25 protein-coding genes are annotated in these 23552 nt (G+C 68.2%); 18 read left to right on the top strand and 7 right to left on the bottom strand.

Annotated elements, in window-relative coordinates; all coding sequences use genetic code 11:
- Window positions 1-61 precede the first annotated feature (61 nt).
- The 13 genes from V6W80_RS12425 (at window position 62) to madM (ending at window position 12490) form a co-directional block, all read left to right on the top strand.
- Window positions 62-1096 (top strand): LacI family DNA-binding transcriptional regulator, encoded by a 1035-nt coding sequence (locus tag V6W80_RS12425; protein ID WP_173147610.1) that lies wholly within the window; start codon window positions 62-64, stop codon window positions 1094-1096.
- 148 nt (window positions 1097-1244) lie between these two features.
- The gene (locus V6W80_RS12430; RefSeq protein ID WP_017640446.1) at window positions 1245-2600 is read left to right on the top strand and encodes an MFS transporter; all 1356 of its coding nucleotides are present in this window, start codon (window positions 1245-1247) and stop codon (window positions 2598-2600) included.
- 18 nt (window positions 2601-2618) lie between these two features.
- Window positions 2619-3977 carry a glucarate dehydratase gene (gene gudD, locus V6W80_RS12435; RefSeq protein WP_017640445.1) on the top strand — a complete coding sequence of 453 codons (1359 nt, stop codon included), beginning with the start codon at window positions 2619-2621 and terminating at the stop codon, window positions 3975-3977.
- A 204-nt stretch (window positions 3978-4181) separates the two neighbouring features.
- Complete coding sequence (locus tag V6W80_RS12440) at window positions 4182-4892, top strand: YfdX family protein (RefSeq protein WP_338544396.1); 711 nt, start codon at window positions 4182-4184, stop codon at window positions 4890-4892.
- Window positions 4893-5021: 129 nt separating this feature from the next.
- The gene (gene mdcA, locus V6W80_RS12445; protein ID WP_173147616.1) at window positions 5022-6698 is read left to right on the top strand and encodes a malonate decarboxylase subunit alpha; all 1677 of its coding nucleotides are present in this window, start codon (window positions 5022-5024) and stop codon (window positions 6696-6698) included.
- Entirely contained in the window at window positions 6698-7555 is an 858-nt protein-coding gene (locus tag V6W80_RS12450; protein ID WP_338544397.1) for a triphosphoribosyl-dephospho-CoA synthase, read from the top strand. The genes mdcA and V6W80_RS12450 overlap by 1 nt, the downstream gene beginning before the upstream one ends.
- Window positions 7555-7869 (top strand): malonate decarboxylase subunit delta, encoded by a 315-nt coding sequence (locus V6W80_RS12455; RefSeq protein ID WP_160922573.1) that lies wholly within the window; start codon window positions 7555-7557, stop codon window positions 7867-7869. Before V6W80_RS12450 ends, V6W80_RS12455 begins: the two co-directional genes overlap by 1 nt.
- Entirely contained in the window at window positions 7862-8728 is an 867-nt protein-coding gene (locus tag V6W80_RS12460; RefSeq protein ID WP_338544398.1) for a biotin-independent malonate decarboxylase subunit beta, read from the top strand. Before V6W80_RS12455 ends, V6W80_RS12460 begins: the two co-directional genes overlap by 8 nt.
- Window positions 8725-9540: a biotin-independent malonate decarboxylase subunit gamma gene (gene mdcE / locus V6W80_RS12465; RefSeq protein ID WP_338544399.1), complete on the top strand. Its 816-nt coding sequence runs from the start codon at window positions 8725-8727 to the stop codon at window positions 9538-9540. The genes V6W80_RS12460 and mdcE overlap by 4 nt, the downstream gene beginning before the upstream one ends.
- Before the next feature lie 11 nt (window positions 9541-9551).
- Window positions 9552-10241 (top strand): malonate decarboxylase holo-ACP synthase, encoded by a 690-nt coding sequence (locus V6W80_RS12470; protein ID WP_338547421.1) that lies wholly within the window; start codon window positions 9552-9554, stop codon window positions 10239-10241.
- Window positions 10238-11173, top strand: coding sequence for a malonate decarboxylase subunit epsilon (gene mdcH, locus V6W80_RS12475; protein ID WP_338544400.1), 936 nt, complete (start codon window positions 10238-10240; stop codon window positions 11171-11173). The genes V6W80_RS12470 and mdcH overlap by 4 nt, the downstream gene beginning before the upstream one ends.
- A 116-nt stretch (window positions 11174-11289) precedes the next feature.
- Window positions 11290-11724 (top strand): malonate transporter subunit MadL, encoded by a 435-nt coding sequence (gene madL, locus V6W80_RS12480; protein WP_017641180.1) that lies wholly within the window; start codon window positions 11290-11292, stop codon window positions 11722-11724.
- Between the two features lies 1 nt (window position 11725).
- A complete protein-coding gene (gene madM / locus V6W80_RS12485) occupies window positions 11726-12490 on the top strand; it encodes a malonate transporter subunit MadM (protein WP_160922577.1) in 765 nt (254 codons plus the stop codon).
- On the opposite strand, the gene V6W80_RS12490 is transcribed toward madM, so the two are convergent.
- The 5 genes from V6W80_RS12490 to V6W80_RS12510 all read right to left on the bottom strand — a co-directional run bounded on the left by V6W80_RS12490 (window position 12487) and on the right by V6W80_RS12510 (window position 17517).
- The gene (locus tag V6W80_RS12490) at window positions 12487-13395 is read right to left on the bottom strand and encodes a LysR family transcriptional regulator (RefSeq protein ID WP_338544401.1); all 909 of its coding nucleotides are present in this window, start codon (window positions 13393-13395) and stop codon (window positions 12487-12489) included. The two genes, madM and V6W80_RS12490, sit on opposite strands and share 4 nt — an antisense overlap.
- Window positions 13396-13529: 134 nt before the next feature.
- A complete protein-coding gene (locus V6W80_RS12495) occupies window positions 13530-14528 on the bottom strand; it encodes a transketolase family protein (protein ID WP_093251543.1) in 999 nt (332 codons plus the stop codon).
- The gene (locus tag V6W80_RS12500) at window positions 14528-15376 is read right to left on the bottom strand and encodes a transketolase (protein WP_338544402.1); all 849 of its coding nucleotides are present in this window, start codon (window positions 15374-15376) and stop codon (window positions 14528-14530) included. The genes V6W80_RS12495 and V6W80_RS12500 overlap by 1 nt, the downstream gene beginning before the upstream one ends.
- 14 nt (window positions 15377-15390) lie before the next feature.
- A complete protein-coding gene (locus tag V6W80_RS12505; RefSeq protein WP_173147632.1) occupies window positions 15391-16689 on the bottom strand; it encodes an MFS transporter in 1299 nt (432 codons plus the stop codon).
- A gap of 78 nt (window positions 16690-16767) precedes the next feature.
- Window positions 16768-17517, bottom strand: a complete 750-nt coding sequence (locus V6W80_RS12510) for an SDR family NAD(P)-dependent oxidoreductase (RefSeq protein WP_026083860.1) — start codon at window positions 17515-17517, stop codon at window positions 16768-16770.
- 193 nt (window positions 17518-17710) lie between these two features.
- Here V6W80_RS12510 and V6W80_RS12515 point away from each other — a divergent pair, with 193 nt between their 5' ends.
- On the top strand, window positions 17711-18622 hold the full coding sequence (locus V6W80_RS12515) for a LysR substrate-binding domain-containing protein (RefSeq protein WP_338544403.1): 912 nt from the start codon (window positions 17711-17713) through the stop codon (window positions 18620-18622).
- Here V6W80_RS12515 and V6W80_RS12520 read toward each other — a convergent pair.
- A complete protein-coding gene (locus V6W80_RS12520) occupies window positions 18619-19500 on the bottom strand; it encodes a LysR substrate-binding domain-containing protein (protein WP_184287734.1) in 882 nt (293 codons plus the stop codon). The two genes, V6W80_RS12515 and V6W80_RS12520, sit on opposite strands and share 4 nt — an antisense overlap.
- 128 nt (window positions 19501-19628) lie before the next feature.
- Between V6W80_RS12520 and V6W80_RS12525 the strand changes: the two genes are divergently transcribed.
- The 3 genes from V6W80_RS12525 to V6W80_RS12535 are packed head-to-tail and all read left to right on the top strand — an operon-like array spanning window position 19629 to window position 22603.
- Window positions 19629-20939: a CitMHS family transporter gene (locus tag V6W80_RS12525; protein WP_338544404.1), complete on the top strand. Its 1311-nt coding sequence runs from the start codon at window positions 19629-19631 to the stop codon at window positions 20937-20939.
- Window positions 20940-22292, top strand: a complete 1353-nt coding sequence (locus tag V6W80_RS12530; RefSeq protein WP_338544405.1) for an acyclic terpene utilization AtuA family protein — start codon at window positions 20940-20942, stop codon at window positions 22290-22292.
- Window positions 22289-22603 carry an AtuA-related protein gene (locus tag V6W80_RS12535; RefSeq protein ID WP_093251570.1) on the top strand — a complete coding sequence of 105 codons (315 nt, stop codon included), beginning with the start codon at window positions 22289-22291 and terminating at the stop codon, window positions 22601-22603. The genes V6W80_RS12530 and V6W80_RS12535 overlap by 4 nt, the downstream gene beginning before the upstream one ends.
- Window positions 22604-22610: 7 nt before the next feature.
- Here V6W80_RS12535 and V6W80_RS12540 read toward each other — a convergent pair whose 3' ends face one another.
- Window positions 22611-22892 (bottom strand): hypothetical protein, encoded by a 282-nt coding sequence (locus tag V6W80_RS12540; RefSeq protein WP_064309489.1) that lies wholly within the window; start codon window positions 22890-22892, stop codon window positions 22611-22613.
- Window positions 22893-23090: 198 nt separating this feature from the next.
- Here V6W80_RS12540 and V6W80_RS12545 point away from each other — a divergent pair, with 198 nt between their 5' ends.
- Complete coding sequence (locus tag V6W80_RS12545) at window positions 23091-23549, top strand: substrate-binding domain-containing protein (RefSeq protein WP_160922586.1); 459 nt, start codon at window positions 23091-23093, stop codon at window positions 23547-23549.
- Window positions 23550-23552 lie beyond the last annotated feature (3 nt).

The raw sequence follows: 23552 nt of genomic DNA on the forward strand, positions 1-23552 counted from the left end.
CCCATGGCAACCGCCGGGGCTTGCTCCCATAATGGCGGTCTCTCTCATCCAAGGACCCGTTTTGGCCAGGAAGTCCCGACGCGAACTCGCCCAGCTCGATGGCACCACCGAGCTGCCCCTCACCGTGCGCGAGGTCGCCCTCGCCGCCGGGGTGTCGCCCATCACCGTGTCCCGGGCGCTGCATCGGCCGAGTCTGGTGAGCGCCGCCACTCGCGAGCACGTCCTGGCGGTGGTCAAGGAGCTGGGCTATGTGCCCAATCTGCTGGCGGGCAGCCTCGCCTCCAGCAAGAGTCGCCTGGTGGCCATCCTGCTGCCCACCATCGCCAATTCCATCTATGCCACCGTGGTGCAGGCGATCATGGAGCGGCTCACCGAGGCGGGCTACCAGGCGCTGATCGGTCCCACCGGCTATTCACCGGAAAAGGAAGAGGAACTGCTGGAAGCCATCCTCGGCCGCCGGCCCGATGGCATCGTCCTTACCGGCACCCTGCACACCCCGGCCAGTCGCGAGCGGCTGGCGGCGCTGAACATCCCGGTGGTGGAAGCCTGGGACCTGAGCGCCGAGGCCCTGGACATGCAGGTGGGCTTTTCCCATGAGCAGGTCGGCATGGCCCTGGCCGATCACTTCGTCGCCCGCGGCTATCGCCGCTTCGGGGTGATCTCGGTGGACGATCCCCGCGCCATGCGCCGCAACCTGGCGCTGCAGGCGCGGCTGGCCGAGCTGGGTATCGGCGAAGTGCCCATGGAAGTGCTGCCGCTGCCCGCCACCTGGGAGGTCGGGCGGATCGGCCTGGCGCGCCTGCTGGAACGCCCGGTGCCACCGGAACTGGTGCTGTGCAGCTCCGATACCCTGGCCCTGGGCGTGGTGGCCGAGGCCAACAGCCGCGGCCTGCGCATTCCCGAGCAGCTGGCGGTAATGGGTTTCGGCGACACCACCAATGGCCGCTTCGCGACCCCGGCGCTGTCCACCGTCAGCGTCAACGCCGATGTCATGGGCCGCAGCGTCGCCCAGTCGCTGCTCGACCGGCTCGCCGGCGAGCGGACCGCGGTCAACCTCGACACCGGTTTCGTTCTCATCGAGCGCCAGAGCTCCTAACGGATTTTTTGCAGCCGACCACAGATTTACCGGTTGAATGATAGCGTTATCTGTTTAATGATAACGCTATCGTTGTCAGACGACTTACAACATAAGACCGCTGCTCGATCTCCGCCCGCACACAAAAACAAACCAGTGGGAGCTCTCCATGCAAGAAACCAAGCAGACGCGCGTCCGCTATCTGATCCTGTTCATGCTGTTCGTCGTGACCACGATCAACTATGCCGACCGCGCCACCATTTCCATCGCCGGCTCCGCCCTGCAAAAAGACCTCGGCATCAGTGCCGTCTCCCTCGGCTACATCTTCTCCGCCTTTGGTTGGGCCTATGTGCTCGGTCAGATCCCCGGCGGCTGGTTGCTGGATCGCTTCGGTTCGAAGAAGGTCTATGCGGCGAGCATCTTCACCTGGTCGGTGTTCACCCTGCTGCAAGGCTACATCGGTGAATTCGGCATCGGCACCGCGGTATTCCTGCTGTTCGCCCTGAGATTCATGGTCGGTCTGGCCGAGGCGCCCTCCTTCCCCGGCAACGCCCGCATCGTCGCCGCCTGGTTCCCCACCAAGGAGCGCGGCACCGCCTCGGCGATCTTCAACTCGGCGCAATACTTCGCCACCGTGCTGTTCGCGCCGCTGATGGGCTGGATCGTCTATCACTTCGGCTGGCAGCACGTCTTCGTGGTGATGGGCGTCCTGGGCATCGCCTTCTCGGCGGTCTGGATGGCGGTGATCTACAGCCCCCGTGAACATCCCCGGGTCAATGCCGCCGAAGTCGAGTACATCGCCAGCAACGGCGGCCTGGTCGACCTGGACACCCCCGGCAAGAAGAGCGAAGGCCCGAAGTGGAGCTACATCGGCCAGCTGCTGACCAATCGCATGATGGCCGGCATCTACCTGGGCCAATTCTGCATCAACGCCCTCACCTACTTCTTCCTGACCTGGTTCCCCGTGTATCTGGTGCAGGAACGCGGCATGACCATCCTCAAGGCCGGCATCATCGCCTCCCTGCCGGCCATCTGCGGCTTCATTGGCGGCGTGCTGGGCGGGGTGATCTCCGACTATCTGCTGCGTCGCGGCAACAGCCTGAGCGTGGCACGCAAGACCCCCATCGTCGCCGGCATGCTGCTGTCGATGAGCATGATCCTCTGCAACTACGTCGACGCCGACTGGATGGTGGTGGGCTTCATGGCCATGGCCTTCTTCGGCAAGGGTATCGGCGCCCTGGGTTGGGCGGTGGTTTCCGACACCTCACCCAAGCAGATCGCCGGCCTCTCCGGTGGCCTGTTCAACACCATCGGCAACCTGTCCTCCATCACCACCCCGATCATCATCGGCTACATCATCGCCGCCACCGGCTCCTTCAAGATGGCCCTGGTGTTCGTCGGCGCCAATGCCCTGGTGGCCGCCATCAGTTATCTGTTCGTCGTAGGCGAGATCAAGCGCGTCGAGTTGCGTGGCGTACCCACGCCGCCCGCCGAAGCCCCGCTCGCCGCTGAAACCTCTCGCTGATCGACAAGGAGCCCGACCATGACTCAATTCAATGCCACCCCGGCCCTGCACACCGGCACCCCGGTGGTCACCTCCCTGGAGGTCGTCCCCGTCGCCGGCCAGGACAGCATGCTGCTCAACCTCAGCGGCGCCCACGGCCCCTACTTCACCCGCAACGTGCTGATCCTCAAGGACAACGCCGGTCGCACCGGCGTCGGCGAGGTGCCCGGCGGCGAGACCATCCGCCAGACGCTGGAAGACGCCCGCCAATTCCTGATCGGCCAGCCGTTGGGCCAGTACCAGCGCATCCTCGGCCAGGTCCGCCAGGCCTTCGCCGGCCGCGATGCCAGCGGTCGTGGCCTGCAGACCTTCGATCTGCGGGTCACCATCCACGCGGTGACCGCCATCGAAGCCGCCCTGCTCGACCTGCTCGGTCAGCACCTGGAGGTGCCGGTGGCCGCCCTGCTCGGCGAAGGTCAGCAGCGCGATGCCGTGGAGATGCTCGGTTACCTGTTCTATGTCGGCGACCGCAACAAGACCACGCTAGACTATCGCAGCGAAGCCGAGAGCGACGACGCCTGGTTCCGCGTGCGCAACGAAGAGGCCCTGACCCCCGAGACGGTGGTGCGACTGGCCGAGGCCGCCTATGACCGCTACGGCTTCAAGGACTTCAAGCTCAAGGGCGGCGTGCTCAGCGGCGACGCCGAGATCGAGGCGGTCACCGCCCTGGCCGAGCGCTTCCCCGAGGCACGCGTGACCCTGGACCCCAACGGCGCCTGGTCGCTCAAGGAAGCCATCCGCCTGTGCCGCGACCAGCACCACGTACTGGCCTATGCCGAGGATCCCTGTGGCGCCGAGAACGGCTATTCCGGACGCGAGGTGATGGCCGAATTCCGTCGCGCCACCGGCCTGCCCACCGCCACCAACATGATCGCCACCGACTGGCGCCAGATGGGTCACGCCATCCAGCTGCAATCGGTGGACATCCCCCTGGCCGATCCGCACTTCTGGACCATGCAGGGCTCGGTGCGGGTGGCGCAGATGTGCAACGACTGGGGCCTGACTTGGGGTTCGCACTCCAACAACCACTTCGACATCTCCCTGGCCATGTTCACCCACGTCGCCGCCGCGGCGCCGGGCAAGATCACCGCCATCGACACCCACTGGATCTGGCAGGACGGTCAACGCCTCACCCGCCAGCCGCTGGAGATCAAGGGCGGCCTGGTCGAGGTGCCGCAGCAGGGTGGCCTGGGCGTGGAGCTGGACCTGGACGCCCTCGCCCGCGCCCACGAGCTGTACAAGACCAAGGGCCTGGGCGCGCGGGACGACGCCATGGCCATGCAATTCCTCTCGCCCAACTGGACCTTCGATAACAAGAAGCCCTGCCTGGTGCGCTAGGCCCTCGGCCCGCCAACAGCGCCCGCTCCGGACTCTCCGGGGCGGGCGCTGTTTCCGTTCCAGCGTCCGAAACATCGTTTTACACCTACCGATAGCCTGCTAAGCGTCCGTTAAGCTCACCGGATCGACACTGATCCCAAGGTATCTCGCAACCCTGCCCGATACCCCCGCGGTTCCAGTCACTTTCGTATCCGGGAGAAGCACATGAACCTCAATCGTCGTATCGCCAAGAGCCTTCTCGTCCTGACCCTCGCCTCGGTGTTTTCCACCGCCGCCCTGGCCGACACCCGACCCGACATCGCCACCCAGCAGGTCGCCACTCTGCCGGCGATCTCCCAGCAGGGCCAGCAGGCCTTCATGGACGTGGTCGCCGCCCGCCAGGACCTCTTCGAGGCCCATGTCGATCAGGCCAAGCAGCAACTGGCCGCCGCCGAAAGCGCGCTGCAGACCGCCCAAACCGACAAGACCGCCTACCTCAAGTCGGCCAGGGACCTGCGGGGTCAGGACGGCAAACTCATGGAGGTCTCCGCGCAGGACGCCAAGGCCACGTCCTGGCTGCCGATCTGGAGCGGCATGGCGCTGCGTGACGACTATGTCGCCACCCCGGCCAAGAACCAGGCCGTGGCCCAGGCCAACGAGAAGATCCAGCAGGGCGACACCCAGGGCGCTGGCGCGATCCTCAAGGTGGCCGGCGTCGACGTCGACTACTCCACCGCCGTGCTGCCGGCCCAGGAAACCCTGGACCTGGTGCACAGGGCCAACCAGGAGCTCAGTCATGAGCAATACTGGCAGGCCAACCTGACGCTCAAGCAGGTGCAGAACAGCCTGAGATTCGACAACGCCAACGTCGACGTGACCCCCACCAGCTGGTTCTCCAAAACCACCTCGATCTTCACCCCGGTCGATAAGACCTGAGCCGGTCGCAGGCACCTGAGATCAACGGAATCGTTAACTTGAGCGTAACGATTCCGCCCTCAGGTTGATTGAACGCCCGGCAGTCGAAGGCTAGGGTGGCTCCACGACAGGTGATTCGTGGAGACCCCAATGACAACGACATCCTCCCCACCGGCTCGGATCGCCAGGCGCCGCAGCGACAAGCAGCAGCGCCTGGACCGGGTGGCTGCGCTGGCCGATGGCAAGGTGCTGCCCACCGCCTCCATCGTCGCGGCCCTGGAGCAGCTGCTGGCCCCCGGCGACCGGGTGGTGCTGGAAGGCAACAACCAGAAGCAGGCCGATTTCCTCTCCCGCAGCCTCGCCCAGGTCGATCCGGCCCGGCTGCACGACCTGCACATGATCATGCCCAGCGTCGGTCGCGCCGAGCACCTGGACCTGTTTGAGCGCGGCATCGCCCGCAAGCTGGACTTCTCCTTTGCCGGCACCCAGAGCCTGAGGATCAGCCAGCTGCTGGAGGACGGCCTACTGGAAGTCGGCGCCATCCACACCTACATCGAACTCTATGCCCGGCTGCTGGTGGACCTGATTCCCAAGGTGGTGCTCAGCGCCGGCTTCATGGCCGATCGCGCCGGCAACATCTATACCGGCCCTAGCACCGAGGATAGCCCGGCGCTGATCGAGCCGGCGGCCTTCAGCGACGGCATCGTCATCGTCCAGGTCAACCAGTTGGTGGACGACGTGTCCGAACTGCCGCGAGTCGACATCCCGGCGGACTGGGTGGATTTCGTGGTGGTGGCCGACCGGCCCTTCTATATCGAGCCGCTGTTCACCCGCGATCCGCGCCACATCAAGCCGGTCCACGTGCTGATGGCGATGATGGCGATCCGCGGCATCTACGAACGCCACCAGGTGCAGTCGCTCAACCATGGCATCGGCTTCAACACCGCGGCCATCGAACTGATCCTGCCCACCTACGGCGAGCGCCTGGGCCTCAAGGGCAAGATCTGCCGGCACTGGACCCTCAATCCCCACCCCACGCTGATCCCGGCCATCGAGAGCGGCTGGGTGGAAAGCGTGCACTGCTTTGGCACCGAACTGGGCATGGAGGGCTATATCGCCCAGCGCCCGGACGTCTTCTTCACCGGTCGCGATGGCTCGCTCCGCTCCAACCGGCTGCTCTGCCAGCTGGCCGGCCAGTACGCCGTGGACCTCTTCATCGGCGCCACCCTGCAGGTGGATGGCGACGGCCATTCCTCCACCGTGACGCGGGGTCGCCTGGCCGGCTTCGGTGGCGCGCCCAACATGGGCCATGATCCGCACGGTCGGCGTCACCCCACCCCGGCCTGGCTGGACATGCGGCAGCAGACCGGCGACGGCGCACCGGCTCTGCTCGAACGCGGCAGGAAGCTGGTGGTGCAGATGGTCGAGACCTTCCAGGAAGGCGGCAAACCCACCTTCGTCGATACCCTGGATGCGGTGGAGGTGGCGCGCAAGAGTGGCATGCCCCTGGCGCCCATCATGGTCTATGGCGACGACGTCACCCACCTGCTCACCGAAGAAGGCATCGCCTATCTCTACCGCGCCCGCTCCCTGGAAGAGCGCCGCGCGATGATCGCCGCCGTGGCCGGGGTCACCGCCATTGGCCTGCGCAGCGACCCGGCCGAGGCCCGGCGCCTGCGCCAGGAAGGCCTGGTGGCCCTGCCTGAAGACCTCGGCATCCGCCGCACCGACGCCAGCCGCGAACTGCTCGCGGCCAAGAGCATCGGCGAGCTGGTGGAGTGGTCCGGCGGTCTCTATCAACCCCCGGCCAAGTTCAGGAGCTGGTGATGCGCGCCCTCGCCCGCCGTACCTCATCGCCCGCCGAGCGCCTGGCCGAGTTGGCCGTATCCGCCCTGGTGGACGAAGCCGAACTCTCGCCCAAGCCGGCCCTGGTGGATCGCCGCGGCCAGGGCGCCCACAGTGACCTTACCCTTGGCCTGATGCTGACCTCGGCCCAGGCCCTGCAGCCCTGTTTCCAGGCCATGGCCGAAGCCGCCGAGCGAGGGCTGCCCGCCGCCGAACTGCGCTGCCTGATCGGCCAACTGGGGCGTGACGGCGAAGCCGCCATGCTGCAGGTCACCGGCGGGGTCAATACCCATCGCGGCGCCATCTGGGCGCTGGGGCTGCTGGTGACGGCGGCGGTACATGAACGTCCGACTTCTGCCCAGGCGCTGTGCCTGGCGGCCGGTCGCCTGGCCAGCCTGCCCGATCCGGACGCGCCCCAGGCCGCGCCCAGTCATGGCCAGCGCGTCGCCCAGCGCTATGGCGTCGGCGGTGCTCGGGCCGAGGCCGCCGCGGGCTTTCCCGCCATCCATCAGCGCGGCCTGCCGCAGCTGCGCGCCAGCCGCCAGGCCAGTGCCGGCGAACAGAACGCTCGCCTGGATGCACTCCTGGCCATCATGACCGCGCTGGACGATACCTGCGTGTTGCACCGCGCGGGCCCCGCGGCCCTCACCACCATGCAGCAGGGTGCCCGCGCCGTGCTGCAGGCCGGGGGCAGCGCCAGTCTCGCCGGTCGCCGCCAGCTGCTGACCCTGGACCGCCAGTTGCTGGCCGCCAATGCCTCCCCCGGTGGCGCCGCCGATCTGCTGGCCGCCACCCTTCTCGTCGATCGCCTGGAGCCACGGCTCCCTGGAGACCTCTGATGGAACACTTCACCTGCAGCTATCCGGCCAGCCAGCGCCGCCAGGGTCGCGCCCTGGTCGGCTGTGTCGGTTCGGGGGACCTGGAGGTCCTGCTCGAACCCGCCATGGCCGACTTCACCCTCAAGGTGACCACCTCGGTCAACGGCAGCGAACCGCGCTGGCGCGCCCTCTTCGACCGGCTGTTCGCTACCCGCGAGGACCTGCCGGCCCTGACCCTGGACATCCACGACTTCGGCGCCACCCCGGGCGTGGTGCGCCTGCGCCTGGAGCAGGGCCTGGAAACCCTCGACCTGGAGGACAGCACCCATGGCTGAAGCCACCCTTCCCGATGTCCAGGAGCTGCTGCACAGCCGCAGCTTCGTCGAACTCGGCGCCCGCGAGCGGGCCCGTGTGGTGCTCGATGCCGGCAGCTTTCGCGAGCTGGTCGGGCCCTTCGAGCGACTGATGTCGCCGTGGTTGCCCAAGCAGGGCATCGTCTGCCAGGCCGATGACGGCGTGGTGGTGGCCAAGGGGCTGATCGACGGCCAGCCCGCGGTGGTCTGCGCCATCGAGGGCGCCTTCCAGGGCGGCAGCATGGGCGAAGTGGGCGGCGCCAAGATCGCTGGTGCCCTGGAGCTGGCGCTGGAAGACAATCTCGCCGGCACCCCGACCCGCGCGGTGCTGCTGCTGGAAACCGGCGGCGTGCGCCTGCAGGAGGCCAATCTGGGCCTGGCCGCCATCGCCGAGATCCAGGCGGCCATCGTCGCCTTGCGCTCACATCAGCCGGTCATCGGCGTCATCGCTGGCAGCGTCGGCTGCTTTGGTGGCATGTCCATCGCCGCCGGCCTGTGCACCCAACTGATCGTCACCCGCGAGGCACGCCTCGGGCTCAATGGCCCCCAGGTGATCGAACAGGAAGCCGGCATCGAGGAATACGATTCCCGCGACCGCCCCTTCATCTGGAGCCTGACCGGCGGCGAACAGCGGGTCGCCACGGGCCTGGCCGACATCTTCGTTGCCGACGACAGCGCCGCCGTGACCACCGCCATCCGCCAGGGCTTCACCCAGGGCGTTGCCGCCCCTCTGCACAGCCAGCGGGTCGACCACTACCTGACGCGCCTCGCCGATCTCGATACCCGTCCCCAGGCGGACGCCGCCGCGGTCCGCCACCTCTATGCCGGAGACCAGCCATGAGCACCCAGCCTTCGCAACGCGGCCTGACCTGGTTCCAGGCCCTGGTCGGCCAGGGTGAGGCCGTCGCCGGCCTGCCCGCCTCCCTGCGCGTCGCCGACCTCGAACTGGCCGGACGCCCCGCGCGCTGGCTGGCGGTGGTAGCGGATGCCGAGAATCCCTTTCCCCGGGCCCGCCAGGGCGAGGTCGGTCTGCTGGAGGGTTGGGGCCTGGCCCGAGCCATTCAGCAGGCCATCGCCGAGGATGCTGGCGCCCAGGTGAAACGCACCCTGATCGCCCTGGTGGACGTGCCCAGCCAGGCCTACGGTCGTCGCGAGGAAGCCTATGGCATCCACCAGGCCCTGGCCGGGGCCGCCGGGGCCTACGCCGAGGCGCGCCTGGCCGGGCATCCGGTACTGGGCCTGCTGGTGGGCAAGGCCATGTCCGGCGGCTTTCTCGCCCATGGCTACCAGGCCAATCGCCTGCTGGCCCTGCGCGATCCCCAGGTGCAGGTGCATGCCATGGGCAAGGCCTCGGCAGCGCGGGTCACCCTGCGCAGTGTCGAGGAGCTGGAACGCCTGGCGGCGGACATCCCGCCCATGGCCTACGACCTGGACAGCTATGCCTCCCTGGGCCTGCTCTGGCGCCAGCTGGAAGTGGCCCAGCCCGACCAGCCCTCGACCGGAGATCTGGAGCAGGTACGCCAGGCCCTGGCCGAGGCCCAGGCCGATGTGCTCGCCAGCGGTACCACCGATCTCAAACTACGTCTGGACGGCGCCAATCGCGCGGCTTCTCGCGCAGTACGCGAACGCCTACGGGCGGGATGGAGCGCGTGATGAGCGGGCGGATGGGCCCGTTGGGCTTCGCTGGCGCTCAACCCAACCTACGGGACACTTTCGTAGGTTGGGTTGAGCGCAGCGAAGCCCAACACCGCCCCCACGACCTCCTCTGGGGCCTGACCCCGGACGCCTTGCCCGCGCACGCTCCACTCTGGGCCCACCAGGTCGCCCAGGCCGGCCTGCCGGTGGTGGTACGCCGGGCGGTGCCCGAGCCTGGCCGCATCCCCGTCGGCCTGCGTGGTGCCACCCGCGCCGAGCGCTTGGCGGCCTGGCTGGCACCGACCGCCGTAGTGCAACAGCGCGGGCCTGAAAACCTGCGGATCACGACCGGCTGCCGCGATCTACCGGTCTTCGACACCCTGGCCCGCGTGCAAACCCTGCTGGATGACCTGAACCTGCCCTGGGGCCCCACCGGCGCCGCGGGCTACGAACTGGCCTCCGGCTGGCCGGCGCTGCATGCGGGGAGCGATCTGGATCTGCTGATCCGCTGCACCGCCCCGCTGCCGCGCGACCAGGCGCGGGCCCTGCTGGCGTCCCTGCAAGGGCAAGCGCTGTGTCGCCTGGACATCCTGCTGGAGACCCCCCTCGGCGGCGTCGCCCTGGCCGATTGGGCCGGAGACGCTCCACGCGTGCTGCTCAAGACCGCGGCCGGTCCCCAGTTGGTGAGCGATCCCTGGCCGGAGGCGCGCGCCGCATGAGTACCCTCTTCCAGTTTCCCGGCCAGGGCGCCCAGCGTCCCGGCATGCTGCATGCCCTGCCCGACGACGCCGAGGTCCGGCGCACCCTGGTGGAAGCCGCCGCGGTGCTGGACCTCGATCCCTTGAGGCTGGACTCCGCCCAGGCCCTCGAACATACCCGCGCCGTGCAGCTCTGCCTGCTGATCGCCGGCGTCGCCACGGCGCGCCTGCTGCTGAGCCGCGGACCGGCGCCACAGCTGGTGGCGGGTTTGTCCATCGGAGCCTATGCCGCGGCGGTGGTGGCCGAGGCCCTGGACTTCGCCGATGCGCTGCGCCTGGTGGCCCGTCGCGGCGAATTGATGCAGGCGGCCTACCCGTCCGGCTACGGCATGCTGGCGATCCTGGGCCTGGGGCGCGGGGCGGTGGAGCGGCTGGTCGCTGACCACCATCGCCCTGCCGCGCCGCTGTACCTGGCCAATGCCAATGCCGAGCAGCAATACGTGGTCGCGGGCAGCGATGCCGGCCTGGCCGCGCTGGCCGAAGCCGCGCGCGCCCAGGGTGCCGCGGCAGCCAAGCGCCTGGCCATGAGCGTGCCGTCCCACTGCCCGCTGCTCGCCGAAGCCGCCCAGACTCTTGATCAGGCCTTTGCCGAGGTCGAGCTACGCGCGCCCCGGCTGGCCTATCTGAGCGGTACCTCGGCACGACGGCTGGTGCGTGCCGAGCAGTTGCGCGACGACCTGGCCTTCAACATGGCGCGGCCCATCGAATGGCACGCCACCCTGGAAGCCGCCTGCGAGCGTGGCGTGCGCCTGGCCATCGAACTGGCGCCGGGCAGCGTGCTCAGCCAACTGGCCAAACGCGTCTTGCCCGCGGCCGGGGTGCTGGCCTGGCAGGACACCCATCCTGACACCCTAGACGCGCTCAGGCGCGAGGAGGCGGCACGACTGGACTGAGCAATCCCCATACGGCGGCTGCCCTCACCCCAGCCCTCTCCCCGAGGGAGAGGGGGTAAAAGCGGGCGCAGCGGCCAGGCTTCACCCCACCCCAAGCACAACCGAGGACAACAACAATGATCATCTACGGTGTAGCGCTCCTGGCCGTCTGCATGCTTGCAGGCGTCATCATCGGTGACTTCCTGGGCGTCCTGCTCGGGGTCAAGTCCAATGTCGGCGGGGTGGGCATCGCCATGCTCCTGCTGATCTGCGCCCGGCTCTACATGGAGCGGCATGGCGGCATGAGCAAGGAATGCGAATTCGGCGTCGGCTTCTGGGGCGCGCTGTACATCCCGGTGGTGGTGGCCATGGCCGCCCAGCAGAACGTGGTCACCGCCCTGCATGGCGGACCCGTGGCAGTGCTGGCGGCCGTCGGCGCCGTGGGTATCTGCGGGGTGACCATCGCCCTGATCAGTCGCAGCCATCGCGGCGAACCGCTACCGCCGTTGCCTGACGAACCCGTGGCGCCAGCGCCGGCCGTAGCCCACGCCGCGCCGGCCGGAGGTCGCTAGGATGAACGACATCGTCACCAAAGCGCTGCAACACAACGGCCTGGTCGCCGCCTTCGCGCTGATCGGCCTGATCATGTGGGTCTCGGTGGTCCTTTCGCGCCGCCTGACCTTCGGCCGGGTGCACGGCTCGGCCATCGCCATCGTCATCGGCCTGGTGCTGGCGTGGGTCGGAGGTACCGTCACCGGTGGCCAGAAAGGCCTGGCCGACCTGGCCCTGTTCTCCGGCATCGGCCTGATGGGCGGCGCCATGCTGCGCGACTTCGCCATCGTCGCCACCGCCTTCGAGGTACAGGCCACCGAGGCGCGCAAGGCGGGGATGATCGGCGCCGTGGCCCTGCTGCTGGGTACGGTGCTCCCCTTCATCGTTGGCGCCGCCGTGGCCTGGGCCTTCGGCTATCGCGACGCGGTGAGCATGACCACCATCGGCGCCGGTGCGGTGACCTACATCGTCGGCCCGGTGACCGGCGCCGCCCTGGGCGCCAGCTCCGACGTCATGGCACTGTCCATCGCCACCGGCCTGATCAAGGCCATCATCGTCATGGTGGCGACGCCCGCCTCGGCGCGCCTGCTGGCGCTGGACAATCCGCGCTCGGCGATGGTCTTCGGCGGCCTGGCCGGCACCGTCAGCGGCGTCACCGCGGGGCTCGCCGCCACCGACCGCCGACTGGTGCCCTATGGCGCCCTAACCGCTACCTTCCACACCGGCCTGGGGTGCCTGCTGGGGCCGTCGCTGCTGTTCTTCTGCGTGCGGGCACTGGTGGCTTAGTTGCGCGCGTACATCCGGCATTCGGCGACGAAGGCCAGCAGATTGGGATCGCGCTCGCGGCTGCGCAGGAACACCGCGCCAATGCGCTGCTGGAGGCGATAGCGCGGAGCCAGGGGCAGCAGCTTGAGGCGGTTCTGGTAGACCGCCTCGACCCGCCCCGGCAGCAGCGCATAGCCCACCCCGGAGCTGACCATGCTCATCAGCGAGAAGATGTCGTTGACCTGCATGATCACCTCCGGCTCGAAGCCGGCCTGGGCGAACACCTGGCGGCCGTCGCGAAAGGTGGCGAAACCCTGGGTCAGGGTCACGAAGGGCACGCCGGCGAGGTCGCGCAGGTCCACCTCGGCCTGGTCGGCGAAGGGCGAATCACTGGGCGCGGCGAGGAAGATGTCGTCGCTGAACAGCTCGACGCTCTCGCAGTCGGCATCCACCACGGCGTCGTCCAGGGCCACCAGCATGGCGTCCAGCTTGAAATCGTGCAGTTGCTCGGCGAGGTCGGCATTGGAACCCAGCACCAGGTCGATGTTGAGTTCGCTGCGCCTGAGCTTGAGGCCCATGATCAGCTGGGGCACGGTCTTGACCGTAAGCGAGTACAGCGCCCCCAGGCGAAAGCGCTCCGCCGAAAAGCCCGCCGCCTGGCGCGTGAGCCGTACCGTCTCGGCCAGGTCCTGCATCAGTCGCTCGGCCCGCGCTTCCAGCACGAAGGCGCCATCCAGCGGCGTCAGGGTACGCCCCTCATGCTTGAACAGTGGGCAGCGCAGGGCGTTTTCCAGGGAGTGGATGGCGCGATGCACGCTGACATGGCTGGTGCCCAGCTCGGCGGCGGCCCGCGCCAGGTTGCGACTGCGCATGAAGGCCAGAAAGATCTCCAGCTTGCGCAGGGTGAGTTCATCGGTATCGGACATGACGGCCAGCAGGCGAGGAAGACAGCTGCCCACCTTGCCCGGATGCGCGGGCGGCGTCGAGTCTTCGAATCGCCCTGGCGGCGCCTGGCTCCCTCGGTGCAATCCCGAGGGTAACCAGGCACCTCCTCCCGGCCCTACAACCAGCCCTTGATCTGCTGGCAGACCGCCGTGGTGGAGATGCCGTAGCGGTCGTGCAGCGTGGGCAGTGCACCCGCGTCGAGGAAGGCGTCGGGCAGCGCGATCTGGCGGAAGGTGGGCGTCACGCCGTTGCGCAGCAGGGTGGTCGCCACCGCCTCGCCCAGTCCGCCGATCAGCGAATGATTCTCCGCCGCCACCACCAGCCGTCCCGGCTTGCGCGCTTCCGCCAGGATCGTTGCCTCGTCCAGCGGCTTGATGGTCGGCACGTGCAGCACCGAGACGTCCACACCATCCGCTGCCAGGGCCTCGGCGGCCTCCAGGGCGCGCATCGTCATCAGCCCGGTGGACACCACCAGCACGTCGCGACCGGGGCGCACCACCTGAGCCTTGCCGAGCTGGAACCGGTAGTCGTAGCGGTCCAGCACCAGGGGCACATTGCCGCGCAGGAGGCGCATGTAGACCGGCCCCTGGTGAGCGGCGATGGCCGGCACCGCCTGCTCGATCTCCAGGGCGTCGCAGGGGTCGATCACCATGAGGTTGGGCATGGCGCGAAAGATCGCCAGGTCGTCGGTGGCCTGGTGGCTGGGGCCGTAGCCAGTGGTCAGCCCCGGCAGGCCACAGACGATCTTGACGTTGAGGTTCTCCTCGGCGATGGCCATGCAGATGAAGTCGTAGGCGCGGCGCGAGGCGAATACTGCATAGGTGGTGGCGAAAGGCACGCAGCCTTCGCGGGCCAGGCCGGCGGCGGCGCTCATCAGCAACTGCTCGGCCATGCCCATCTGGTAGAAGCGTTCGGGGTGGGCCTTGGCGAAGATGTGCAGGTCGGTGTACTTGGCCAGGTCGGCGGTGAGGCCGACGATGTCCGGGCGCTGTTCGGCCAGGGCCGCCAGGGCGTGACCGAAGGGGGCCGGCCGGGTCGGTTGGCCCTCGGCGGCGATGCTGGCGATCATCGCCGAGGTGGTCAGGCGTGGCTTGGTGGCGGTGCTGGTAGTCATCAGAAGTCCCTCCCGGCATCCAAGGCATCGAGGGCCAGGGCCCATTCGTGCGCCTCGACGCGGATGAAGTGAGTCTTGTCGCGGGTTTCCAGGAAGGGCACGCCCTTGCCCATGCGGGTATCGCAGAGAATGATCCTGGGCTGTCGGCCAGGGTGCTGGCGGGCCCGGTCGAAGGCGGCGACCAGCGCCGCGCGGTCGTTGCCGTCGACGCGCTGGACGAACCAGCCGAAGGCCTGCCAGCGCTCGGCCAGGGGCTCGAAGGCGAGGATCTCGCGGCAATGGCCGTCGGCCTGCTGATTGTTCACGTCCACGAGGGCGATGAGATTGTCCAGCTGCCAGTGAGAGGCCGACATGGCCGCTTCCCAGGTGGCGCCTTCGTTGAGTTCGCCATCGGACAGCAGGTTGTAGACGAAGGATTTCGATTGCTTTCGCTTGAGGCCGAGGCAGGCGCCCACGGCGATGCCCAGGCCCTGGCCGAGGGAACCGCCGGTGATCTCCATGCCTGGGGTGTAGGCGGCCATGCCCGACATGGGCAGGCGGCTGTCGTCGCAGCCATAGGTCTCCAGCTCCTCCTGCGGCACGATCCCGGCCTCGATCAAGGCGGCATAGAGGGCGATGGCATAGTGGCCGATGGACAGGTAGAAGCGGTCGCGCCCTTCCCAGCCGGGGTCCTGCGGCTGGTAGCTCAGGGCATGGAAGTAGGCGACGGCCAGGACGTCGGCGACGCCCAGGGCCTGGCCGACATAACCCTGGCCCTGGATCTGGCCCATGCGCAGGGCGTGGCGGCGGATGTTGTGGGCGCGCTCGGCCAGCGAGAGCGGTGCGCGTTGTGGCGAAGAAGCGGTCATGATCTGTACCTCGATTAGCGATTGACCAGGGCGGCGGGAATGCGCAGGACCAGCGTGGCGCCTATCACCAGCACCCCGGTGATGAGGAACATGCCGATGGCGCTGGAACCGGTGCTGGTGGTGATCCAGCCGATCAGGTAGGGCGAGCAGAAACCGGCCAGGTTGGCGAAGCTGTTCACCGCGGCGATGCCGGCGGCGGCGGTGACCCCGCCCAGCAGCGTGGTGGGCAGCATCCAGAACAGCGAGGACGCGGAAAGGATGCCGGCCGCGGCCAGGCACAGGCTGAGGATCGACAGGGTGACGTTGTGGCCGAATACGGCGGCGAGGCTGAGGCCGCAGGCGCCCAATAGCATGGGAATCACCAGGTGCCAGCGGCGCTCGCGATGCTTGTCCCCGCTGCGCCCGGCCAGCAGCATGGCGACGATGGCGCACATATAGGGCAGGCTGGTGAGCAGGCCGATGTGCAGCGGATCGGCGACCCCGGAGTTGCGCACCAGAGTCGGCAGCCAGAAGGTGATGGCGTACTGGCCCATGACCACGCAGAAATAGATGGCGGCCAGCAACCACAGCCGGCGATCCCGAATGAAGTCGCGCACGCTGGCGTGCTCGGTCTTGTGCTGGTTGTCCTCGGCCAGTTCCTTCTGGATCAGCGCCTTTTCCTCATCGTCCAGCCAGGTCGCCTGGTGCACGCCGTCCTTGAGATAGCCGAGCACCATCAGCCCCACCACTACCGTGGGAATGGCTTCGATGACGAACATCCACTGCCAGCCGGCCCAGCCGTGGACCCCGGCGAACTGATTCATGATCCAGCCCGACAGCGGTCCGCCGATCATGCCCGACAAGGGAATGGCGACGAACCAGAGCACCGTCATGCGGGCGCGGCGGTAGGAGGGAAACCAGTAGGTGAGATAGAGCAGCAGGCCCGGCGCCAGGCCGGCCTCGGCCACGCCGAGCAGGAAGCGCAGGACATAGAACTGCCAGGCCGTCTCGACAAAGGCGAACATCCCGGAAAGGATGCCCCAGGTGATCATGATGCGGGCGATCCAGCGGCGGGCGCCGACCTTGTGCAGGATGATGTTGCTGGGCACCTCGCAGAGGAAATAGCCAATGAAAAACATGCCGGCGCCGAGGCCGTAGACGGCTTCGCTCAGCGCCAGGTCGTTCATCATCTGCAGCTTGGCGAAGCCGACGTTGACCCGGTCCAGATAGGCGCAGAAGTAGCACAGCATCAGGAAGGGCATCAGCCGCCAGGCGGTCTTGCGATAGGCATTGGCGCGCGCCGAGGTGGCCGCTGCCAGAGTGAGCGTAGTCATGGTCTGATCTCTTGTTGTTATGGGCGCCGCAGCCGTGGGCGCCCTTTTCGATGCAGAGCGTTGAACACGAGGGGGCGATCAGTGGATCAGCATGCCGCCGTTGACGTCCAGGGTGACGCCGGTCAGGTAGCCGGAGAGATCGCTGGCCAGGAACAGCGCGGCATTGGCCACGTCTTTGGGCTCGCCGAGGCGACCCAAGGGGATGCCGTCGATGATCGACTGGCGGCGCTCGTCATGCATCAGCCCGCCGGTGATATCGGTCTGGATCAGGCCTGGGGTCAGGGCATTCACGCGGATGCCATCCGGCCCGAATTCCCGCGCCATCGCCCTGGTCAGGCCCAGCACCCCAGCCTTGGCGGCACTGTAGTGCGGTCCGCCGAAGATGCCACCGCCGCGCTGGGCGGACACCGAGGACAGGCAGACGATGCTGCCACCGCCCTGCTCGCGCATGGCCGGAATCACCGCCTGGGACATCAGCAGGGTGCCGCGCAGATTGACGTCGAGGATGCGGTCGTAGTCGGCGCGGCCGATCTCCAGGGTCTTCACCGGCTGGGTGATACCGGCATTGTTGACCAGCACGTCGAGGCGACCGTACTGGGCGAGCGCCTGGTCGACCGCAGCCCTGACCTGGGCTTCGTCGGCCACGTTGGCCGCCAGGCCCAGGTGACCTTCGCCGAGGCTGGCGGCGGCATCGCGGGCGGCGCTGGCATCCAGATCGAGGATGATCACCCGCGCGCCCTGGGCGGCGAAGGCCTGGGCCGTGGCGCGACCGATGCCACGGGCGGAGGCGGCGCCGGTGACGAGGGCAATCTTGTCTTGCAGCAGCAGGGAATGCAGGGGCATGACGCTATCCTTCTTGTTGTTGTGGAGGGCTGTCGCTGAGGGCCAGAGTGCCCCTGCCCCAGGGCCCCAGCAACGCAGCCTGCGTCAGACCGTGCTGAATAAAATTCATGCCTACGGCTTGGCAGCCCCGCCTGGCCAACCGAGAATCGACCGTGAAACGCCTACAGGACCGCGACCCATGGATTCAGGCAAGACGCTTTCCCTGCCACCCCTGAAAGCCCTTCAAGCCTTCGAGCAGACCGCCCGCTTCGCCAACGTCGCCCGGGCTGCCGAGCAACTGGCGCTGACGCCCTCGGCGGTCAGCCATCAGTTGGCCAAGCTCGAGGCTCTGGTGGGTCGCGCGCTCTTCGTCCGCGGTGCGCGCGGCATGACCCTGACCCCGGCCGGGGAGCAGTACCTGGAAGAGGTCAGCGAGGTACTGCACCGATTGGCCATGGCCACGGATCGTGCGGCCAGCGATGCCGGCCTGGAATGCCTGCGCCTGCACTCCGCGCCGAGCTTCGGCCTGCTCTGGCTGATGCCACGGCTGGAACAGTTCCGCCAGAGCCATCCCGACCTACAGATCAATCTCTCCTGCTCCTACGAATCCCTGCACTTCAGCCGCGACAAGGTCGACATCGACATCCGCCACGGCCTGCCCAGCTGGCCGAACCTGGAGATCCGCACCCTGCAGCGCGAACGCCTGGCGGTACTGGCCGCGCCGCAGTTGCTGGAAAAACGCCCGGTCCAGTCGCCGGCGGATCTGCTGCACAGCGAACTGATCCTGTCCGAGGCCACCCTGATGAAGTGGCCCAACTGGTTCGCCCAGCAGGGCCTGGCGCTGCCGGAGCGACCCTACACCCTGAGTTTCGATCGCTCCTACATGACCCTGGAAGCCGCCCGCCATGGTCTGGGCTTCGCCCTGGAGAGCACGGTGCTGGCCGCGGACTATCTGGACCGCGGCGATCTGGTGCGGGTCTTGCCCCAGGACGACGACCTGCCGGTGGCCGCGCACCACCTGGTGTTTCCCCGGGCGCACTCGCGCTACGCCCGGGTGCGGCGCTTTCTCGACTGGCTGCAGCAGGAGCTGGGCCAGCCCTTCGAGTATTAGTCTGTCTGCAGCCGCTCCCGGAGCAAGGCGACGAAGGCATGAGCCGCCGGCGTAAGGCTGCGGCCGGTGGGGGTCAGGATGCCCAGTGGCCGGGCCAGGCTTTCGCCGCGGACCGGCAGGGCCACCACCGGGGCCTCGCCGCCCGCCGATTCCGGCAGCAGGGCCAGGCCCTGGCCGGCTGCCACCAGGGCCAGCAGGGTGCTCATGTAGTTGGCTTCCAGCGCCGCCACCAGGCGCAGGCCGGCGGCGGCGAAGGCGAAGTCCAGGCACTCGCGCACGCTGCTGTCGCGACCGGTGAGCAGCAAGGGTACGGCGTCGAGTTCGCCCAGGGTGATTTCGGCGCGGCCCGCCCAGGGATGGTCGCGGGGCACGAACAGCTGCAGGTGATCGACATACAGCGGCTGGAAGTCCAGCCCCACGGCCCGTGGACGGACGCCGATGCCCAGATCCACCTGTCCTTCCCGGACCAGCGCCTCGACTCTACCGGCCACCACATCCTGCAGGCGGACCTCGATGGCCGGATGACGGGCCTGGAAGGTCTTCAGCAATTCGGGAAAGGGGCCCATGAAGAAGGATGGCAAGGCGGCCAGAGTGATGCGTCCGCGACGCAGGCCCGCCAGGTCCCGGGCATGGGTCTGGACATCGCCCAGGTCTACCAGGATGCGCTCCAGGGGCCCACGCAGTTCTTCGCCGGCGGTGGTGAGCTGGACCCTTCGCGGGGTGCGCTCCAGCAGCTGAACCTCCAGCCAGGCTTCGAGTTGCTGGATCTGCACGGTGAGCGCCGGAGGAGACAGGTGCAACTCCTCCGCCGCGCGGGCGAAGGAACCATGACGGGCCACAGCGAGAAAGGCCTGCACGTGCTGGAGCAGATTCTTCATTTTGTTTTTCTGAACACTGCTTCGGAAGATTCCAATTTACAGGACGTCGGCCGTCTTCGAATACTGCGGGCACAACAACAAAACCTCCCGTGTGCCTGCTTGCCGTGCCACGGTCCAAGGAGTCCGCCATGCTCGCCCTGCTCGGTGTCGTCACCATTCTCGCGTTGCTCGTCGCGGTCATGAGCAAACGCGTTTCACCCCTGGTCGCCCTCATCGTCATCCCCATCGCCGCGGCCCTGATCGGTGGCTTCGGCCTGGGCACCAGCGCCTTCATCATCGCCGGCATCAAGGGCGTCGCCCCGGTGATCGGCATGTTCGTCTTCGCCATCCTGTTCTTCGGCATCATGACCGACGCCGGGATGCTCGATCCCATCATCGACCGCATCCTGCGCACCGTCGGCACCCGGCCGACGCGCATCGTCTGCGGCAGCGCCCTGCTCGCCCTGCTGGTGCACCTGGACGGCTCCGGCGCGGTGACCTTCCTGGTGACCATCCCTGCCATGCTGCCGCTCTATACCCGCCTGGGCCTGGACCGGCGCATCCTGGCCTGCGTCGCGGCCATGGCCGCCGGGGTCAACTTCCTGCCCTGGACCGGGCCGGTGCTGCGCTCTTCCGCCGCCCTGCACGTGCCGGTGGCCGATCTGTTCCAGCCGCTGATCCCGGTACAGCTGGTGGGCCTGGCCTTCGTCTTCGCCAGTGCCTGGTGGCTCGGGCGCCGCGAGGAGAAGCGCCTGACCCTGGCCGGCCAGGCGCCCTGGCTGGCCGACGTTGGAGCCGGTGCCGCACCGGAGCGGGTGCTCAGCGAGGCCGAGCGCGCCCTGCGCCGCCCGGAGCGTTTCTGGATCAATCTGCTGCTGACCCTGGTGGTGATGGGCGTGATGATCGCCGGCTGGGTCGATCCGGTGGTGATGTTCATGCTCGGCACCGTGGCCGCGCTGTGCCTGAACTACCCCTCGGTGGACGCCCAGAAGGCGCGCATCGACGCCCACGCCAAGACCGCCCTGACCATGGCCAGCATCCTGTTCGCCGCCGGCGTCTTCACCGGCATCATGCAGGGCAGCGGCATGCTTAAGGCCATGGCCCAGGTAGCGGTGGCGGGCATCCCGGCTGGCCACGGGCAATTGATCCCGGCGGTGGTGGGCTTCCTGTCCATGCCGCTGAGCCTGCTGTTCGATCCGGATTCCTTCTACTTCGGCGTCATGCCGGTGATCGCCGAGGTCGGCCGCAACCTGGGTGTCGACCCGGTGCAGGTGGCCCAGGCCTCGCTGCTCGGGGTGCACACCACCGGCTTCCCGGTCAGCCCCCTGACCCCGGCGACCTTCCTGCTGGTGGGCCTGTGCAAGCTGGACCTCGCCGATCACCAGCGCTTCACCATCCCCTTCCTGTTCGCGGCCTCGGTCCTGATGACCCTGACCGCCCTGCTCCTGGGAGTCTTCTAGATGACCCGTCTCCTTCGCATCGGCTGCGGCGCCGGCTATTCCGGTGATCGCATCGAACCCGCCGTGGAGCTGGCCGAGCATGGCCGCCTCGACTACCTGGTGTTCGAATGCCTGGCCGAACGCACCATCGCCCTGGCGCAACAGGCGCGACTGGCCGATCCCGAGGCCGGCTTCGATCCACTGCTGGAGGCGCGGATGCGGCGCATCCTGCCACTGCTGCGCCAGGTGGATCGTCCGCGCCTGCGGGTGATCACCAACATGGGCGCCGCCAACCCGACCGCCGCGGCGCGCAAGGTCGCCGCCCTGGCCCGGGAGCTGGGCGTCACAGGGCTGAAGATCGCCGCGGTGGCCGGCGACAATGTGCTGGCCCAGCTGCCGGCCGACGCCCTGCTGGACAATGGCCAGACCCTGGCCGAACTGGGCGACCGGGTGATCTCGGCCAACGCCTACCTGGGAGTGGACGGCATCGTCCAGGCCCTGGAAGCCGACGCCGATGTCATCGTCACCGGCCGGGTGGCAGACCCTTCCTTGTTTTTGGCGCCGCTGGTGCATGAGTTCGGCTGGGCGGCGGAGGACTGGGAGCGGCGCGGACGCGGCACCCTGGTCGGCCATCTACTGGAATGCGCCGGGCAGGTCACCGGCGGCTACTTCGCCGATCCCGGCTACAAGGACGTGCCCGACCTCGCTCGCCTGGGCTTTCCCCTGGCCGAGGTGGATGCGGATGGCCACGCCACCCTTACCAAGGTCACTGGCTCCGGCGGCTGCGTGACCCCAGCAACCTGCACCGAACAACTCCTCTACGAAGTACACGACCCAGCGGCCTATCTGACGCCGGACGTGACCGCCGACTTTTCCGGCGTCGCCCTGCAGCAAGCGGGTCCGGATCGGGTCGTCGTGAGCGGCGCTCGCGGCACCGCGCGACCGGACCAGCTCAAGGTGTCGGTGGGCTACCGTGACGGCTGGCACGGCGAGGGCCAGCTCTCCTACGCGGGTCCCGGTGCCGTCGCCCGCGCCCGGTTGGCCGCTGCCGTGGTACGTGAGCGTTTGCATCTCTGCGGCGTACCGGTCGAAGAGCTGCGCTGTGAGCTGATCGGCTGCGACGCTCTCCATGGAGAGACGCTCGCTGCCCGGGCGACCGGCGAACCTTGGGAGGTACGGCTGCGGGTCGTTGGCCGCTGCGCCACCCGCGCGGCGGCAGTGCAGATCGGCAACGAGGTGGAAACCCTCTATACCAATGGCCCAGCGGGCGGCGGCGGTGCGACCAAGGCGGTCCGCGAGGTCATCGCCGTGGCTTCGCTGCTGTGGCCGCGTGCGGTCGTCACCCCTACCCTGGAGCTGGAGACGCTGCCATGAAACTACGCGAGATCGCCCACGTCCGTACCGGCGACAAGGGGGACACCTCGAACATGGCGGTGATCGCCTATCGCCGGGGAGATTTCGACCGCCTGTGCGAGGTGCTCACCGCGGAACGGGTGGCGGCCTGGTTCGCCGACAGTCGTCCGACCGATGCCGCGCCCGTTCGCCGCTACGAGCTACCCGCCCTGGGCGCGCTGAACTTCGTGCTGCCCGGCGCCTTGCGCGGTGGCGTCACTCGCTCCTTGGCCCTGGATGCCCATGGCAAGGGCCTGGGCGCGGCGTTGCTGGATCTGGAGCTGGAGGACTAGGTGCGACTCAACCGGGGGTGCCGACGCCAGCACCGGGCAAGCGCGTCAGCAGGACGGTGTCCTTGTCGAGGGGCACCTGGGCGCCCTTGCGCCTGAGTTCGTTGATGGCGTGCAGCAGGATCAGATTCACCTGCTCGACCTCGCGCATGTCGTCCGCCTTGAGCAACCGCGAGACCCGCACATTGTGATCAGGCTCGATGAGGGTGATCAGCAGGCCATCGTTGCGCCGCTCCAACTCGTGGCGCACGGGCGGATCGAGTTTGGCCAAGCGTTCATGCAACCTGTTCATCTACAGGCTCCCGAAGGAACGTCACCCACTTCAGGCTAGCTGCCTCGATGGAGAGCGCAAGGCGTCTACGTCGACTCACGATGCCAGGGTCACTGGCAGGTACCGCGGTAAGAAAGCGGCTGCGGTTTGTCATGAAGCTGCCATCCGCATCCGGCACCCTGGGCCTCTTGACCGCCACCTCGTGGCAGAGGCCTATCCATGGATACCCGTCCCGCCCTCCGCCTGCGCACCCCTGGAGTCACTCCCTCGGCACGCGTGGCGCTGGTTGCCACGTCGCCCCGCGGTCGCGCCGCCGAAGCGCACGGCCAGCGCATCGCCCTCGCCACCCAGCATCTACTGACGCTCGGCCATCGTCGGATCCTGCTGGTGACCGCCCCGCAACGGCCAGCCGCCGAAGCCGACGCCGAATTGCAGGCGCATTGCCAGGTCATGCTGGCGGAGGGGCTGGCGCTACTGCCCCGGCTGGAGCTCGATCCAGCGGCTCCCGCCTGCTGGCCGGAGCTTGCCGCCACACTGATCGGCATTGCCCCGACCGCCCTGCTCTGCACCCAGCCTGCCCTGGCCAGGGCGCTGCAGACCGCCCTTACGCCCCAGGGTGAGCTGACCATCGTGGGTCCCGAGACAAAGGCCGGGGCTCTGAACGCATCCTGGCACTAGCTC

The organism is Pseudomonas benzopyrenica (assembly GCF_036884265.1).
Taxonomy (GTDB): domain Bacteria; phylum Pseudomonadota; class Gammaproteobacteria; order Pseudomonadales; family Pseudomonadaceae; genus Chryseomonas; species Chryseomonas benzopyrenica.

Coding starts and splice junctions, on each gene's coding strand:
- V6W80_RS12520 (WP_184287734.1), bottom strand. CDS start 19,500: ATGAAGAATCTGCTCCAGCACGTGCAGGCCTTTCTCGCTGTGGCCCGT.
- V6W80_RS12540 (WP_064309489.1), bottom strand. CDS start 22,892: ATGAACAGGTTGCATGAACGCTTGGCCAAACTCGATCCGCCCGTGCGC.
- V6W80_RS12440 (WP_338544396.1), top strand. CDS start 4,182: ATGAACCTCAATCGTCGTATCGCCAAGAGCCTTCTCGTCCTGACCCTC.
- V6W80_RS12430 (WP_017640446.1), top strand. CDS start 1,245: ATGCAAGAAACCAAGCAGACGCGCGTCCGCTATCTGATCCTGTTCATG.
- V6W80_RS12515 (WP_338544403.1), top strand. CDS start 17,711: ATGGATTCAGGCAAGACGCTTTCCCTGCCACCCCTGAAAGCCCTTCAA.
- V6W80_RS12470 (WP_338547421.1), top strand. CDS start 9,552: ATGGGCCCGTTGGGCTTCGCTGGCGCTCAACCCAACCTACGGGACACT.
- V6W80_RS12535 (WP_093251570.1), top strand. CDS start 22,289: ATGAAACTACGCGAGATCGCCCACGTCCGTACCGGCGACAAGGGGGAC.
- V6W80_RS12500 (WP_338544402.1), bottom strand. CDS start 15,376: ATGACCGCTTCTTCGCCACAACGCGCACCGCTCTCGCTGGCCGAGCGC.
- mdcA (WP_173147616.1), top strand. CDS start 5,022: ATGACAACGACATCCTCCCCACCGGCTCGGATCGCCAGGCGCCGCAGC.
- mdcH (WP_338544400.1), top strand. CDS start 10,238: ATGAGTACCCTCTTCCAGTTTCCCGGCCAGGGCGCCCAGCGTCCCGGC.
- V6W80_RS12460 (WP_338544398.1), top strand. CDS start 7,862: ATGGCTGAAGCCACCCTTCCCGATGTCCAGGAGCTGCTGCACAGCCGC.
- V6W80_RS12525 (WP_338544404.1), top strand. CDS start 19,629: ATGCTCGCCCTGCTCGGTGTCGTCACCATTCTCGCGTTGCTCGTCGCG.
- V6W80_RS12545 (WP_160922586.1), top strand. CDS start 23,091: ATGGATACCCGTCCCGCCCTCCGCCTGCGCACCCCTGGAGTCACTCCC.
- V6W80_RS12505 (WP_173147632.1), bottom strand. CDS start 16,689: ATGACTACGCTCACTCTGGCAGCGGCCACCTCGGCGCGCGCCAATGCC.
- gudD (WP_017640445.1), top strand. CDS start 2,619: ATGACTCAATTCAATGCCACCCCGGCCCTGCACACCGGCACCCCGGTG.
- madL (WP_017641180.1), top strand. CDS start 11,290: ATGATCATCTACGGTGTAGCGCTCCTGGCCGTCTGCATGCTTGCAGGC.
- V6W80_RS12490 (WP_338544401.1), bottom strand. CDS start 13,395: ATGTCCGATACCGATGAACTCACCCTGCGCAAGCTGGAGATCTTTCTG.
- V6W80_RS12495 (WP_093251543.1), bottom strand. CDS start 14,528: ATGACTACCAGCACCGCCACCAAGCCACGCCTGACCACCTCGGCGATG.
- madM (WP_160922577.1), top strand. CDS start 11,726: ATGAACGACATCGTCACCAAAGCGCTGCAACACAACGGCCTGGTCGCC.
- V6W80_RS12530 (WP_338544405.1), top strand. CDS start 20,940: ATGACCCGTCTCCTTCGCATCGGCTGCGGCGCCGGCTATTCCGGTGAT.
- mdcE (WP_338544399.1), top strand. CDS start 8,725: ATGAGCACCCAGCCTTCGCAACGCGGCCTGACCTGGTTCCAGGCCCTG.
- V6W80_RS12450 (WP_338544397.1), top strand. CDS start 6,698: ATGCGCGCCCTCGCCCGCCGTACCTCATCGCCCGCCGAGCGCCTGGCC.
- V6W80_RS12455 (WP_160922573.1), top strand. CDS start 7,555: ATGGAACACTTCACCTGCAGCTATCCGGCCAGCCAGCGCCGCCAGGGT.